Raw genomic sequence first — 2,512 nt, 5'->3', positions numbered from 1 at the left:
GCAGCCGACGTCTCACCGGTCGAAGGCTTCGTCGTCTCCGACGGGGTGTCGTCGCCGGAGCTGCACGCGGTCAGCGCGAGCGCTGCCGCCACGCCGACGGCCGCGAAACGTAGGATCTTCACGTTGGGGTTTCCTCCCGTGAGCGAGGCGAGCGCCGGATGGCGTCGCCGGGGGTTGTTCCGACCTGCAGTTGGTCGGCTCGGGGTCGTCACGAGACCCCGAGCTGACCTGCCAGGACGAGCACTGCAGCGCCTGCCAGCGCTCCGTCCTCGTCGAGCGATCCCATCCGTAGCGCGAACGACTGCCCGATGACGGGCATGGTTCGGGCTCGGACGGCGTCGAGCGCCGCCTCCCGCAGAGGTCCGTCCAGCAGCTCCGGGGGACCGGAGAGCAGGACCTCGCCGAGGTCGAGCGCAGACACGACCGGTGCCAGGGCGAACCCGAGCAACCGTCCGACCGACGCCAGCACGGCGTCGGAGTCCTGAGGGGTGAGACCGGAGGTGCGGCGGCGCAGGGCCGGCACGCTCAGGACGGTCTCGAGGCAGCCGCGGCGGCCGCACGCGCACTCGTCGGGCTCGTCGTCCACGACGGTGACGTGGCCGATCTCGCCGGCGGCGTGGTGACGGCCCACGACGAGCGCGCCGTCGACGACGATGCCGGCGCCGACACCCTGGCCGATGGTGACGACCATGCTGCCGCCGGCCGCCTCGCCGTAGGTGAACTCGGCCAGCGCGCGCGTGTTGGCGTCGTTGGCCACGTGCACCGGGACGTCGAGCCGCTCGCTGAGCAGCGCAGCCATCGGGACGTCGTACCAGCCGCGGTTGGGCGCCTGGACGATGCGGCCGTCGTTGTCGATGACGCCGGGCGACGAGAGGCCGACGCCCAGGACGGGGCGGTCGGCCAGCGCGAGCAGGTCGCGGCACAGCGTCTCGGTCAGCTCCAGCGCCGCCTCCCCCATCCGCCCCTCGAGCGGCACGGTCAGGCGGTGCAGCACGTCGCCCACGAGCGTCATCACGGCGCCCAGCAGGCGCGAGTCGTCGGTGAGGTCGACCGCGATGATCTGGAACGCCTCGGTCTGCATCCCGACGAGCGTGGCCGGCTTGCCGACCTTCCCCTCGGAGCGGACGCCGAGGTCCGTGACCAGGCCCTCCGCCATGAGATCGTCGACGAGGCTGGAGACGGTGACGCGGGTCAGGCCGGTCGAGCGGGCGATGTCCGCCCGGGACGACGGGCCCTCGTGGAACAGGTGGGCGAGCACCATCGAACGGTTGTGGGCCCGGGCGTGCTCGGGCAGCGCCTTGGCGGTCGGCCGGAGCATCCGACCCACCGCTCGCGCACCCGTCACTCGGGGCTGTCCGACCGTCGTCATGTTTGTTAGTAGACCTGCCTTACTAATCCGTGTCAACTACCTCGTGTGACCGTGACCACATCGTGACCGGTCCGAAACACGCCGTAACCAGCGGGCCTACCCCGCGTCACGAGACCCCACCCAGGCACGGACGAACCGGGCGGCCCTATCGTCGGGACATGGAACTCGGCTTCTACACGTTCGGCGACGTCCACCCCTCCCCCGTGACCGGCGAGATCGTCTCGCCCGGGCAGCGGCTTCGTGACGTGCTGGAGCGCATCCGGCTGGCCGACGAGGTGGGCCTCGAGTACGCCGGGATCGGCGAGCACCACCGCCCCGACTACGCGATCTCCGCGCCGTCGACCGTCATCGCCGCGGCCCTCGCGCAGACCTCGCGGATCACCGTCGGCTCGGCCGTCACGGTGCTCTCGACCGAGGACCCGGTGCGCGTCTACCAGCAGTTCACGACGATGGACCTGTACTCGCAGGGGCGCGTCGAGCTGCTCGCCGGGCGCGGGTCGTTCATCGAGTCCTACCCGCTGTTCGGCGCGTCGCTCGACGACTACGACGAGCTGTACGACGAGAAGATCGCGCTCCTGCTCCAGCTCGACCTGGCCGAGCGCACCACGTGGTCGGGCCGGTTCCGGCCCGCGCTCGACGACGCGCTCGTGCTGCCCCGCCCCTACGACAAGCCGGGCCGCGGCACGCACCTCGACATCGCGGTGGCGACGGGCGGCAACCCGCAGTCGTCCGCGCGCGCAGGCCTGCTCGGGCTGCCGATCAGCTACGCGATCATCGGCGGCCAACCCGCGTCGTTCGCGCCGCTCGTCGACCTGTACCGCCGCTCCTTCGCCGAGGCCGGTCCCGCCGTCCGCGAGCGCCTGCCGGATGACGCCCAGCCGTTCGTGGCCGTCGCAGGCATGGGCTTCATCGGCGAGGAGAGCAAGTCCGCGCGGGAGTTCTTCTACCCGTACTGGCTCGAGTCGATGCGGCGGATCTCCTCCGAGCGCGGGTTCGCGATGCCGAACCGGATCTCTTACGAGTCCCAGGCCGCACGCGGCGGGGCCTACTTCGTCGGGCACCCCGAGGAGGTCGCCGAGCGGATCGTCGCGTTGCACGCGGTGCTGGGGCACGACCGGCAGGCCTTCCAGATGGACCTGTCCG

2 protein-coding genes are annotated in these 2,512 nt (G+C 71.6%); one reads left to right on the top strand and one right to left on the bottom strand.

Annotation, left to right across the window (positions count from 1 at the left end; translation table 11 throughout):
- Nucleotides 1-208: 208 nt before the first annotated feature.
- Nucleotides 209-1,369: an ROK family transcriptional regulator gene (locus D1825_RS00340; protein ID WP_118765569.1), complete on the bottom strand. Its 1,161-nt coding sequence runs from the start codon at nucleotides 1,367-1,369 to the stop codon at nucleotides 209-211.
- A gap of 158 nt (nucleotides 1,370-1,527) precedes the next feature.
- Here D1825_RS00340 and D1825_RS00335 point away from each other — a divergent pair.
- Nucleotides 1,528-2,512 (top strand): LLM class flavin-dependent oxidoreductase (locus D1825_RS00335; protein WP_118765568.1); only part of this gene is annotated, 985 nt, incomplete at its 3' end.

Origin of the sequence: Cellulomonas rhizosphaerae (assembly GCF_003470205.1) — a bacterium.
Classification (GTDB): domain Bacteria; phylum Actinomycetota; class Actinomycetes; order Actinomycetales; family Cellulomonadaceae; genus Cellulomonas; species Cellulomonas rhizosphaerae.
This window is presented reverse-complemented; position numbering and strand designations above follow the sequence as displayed.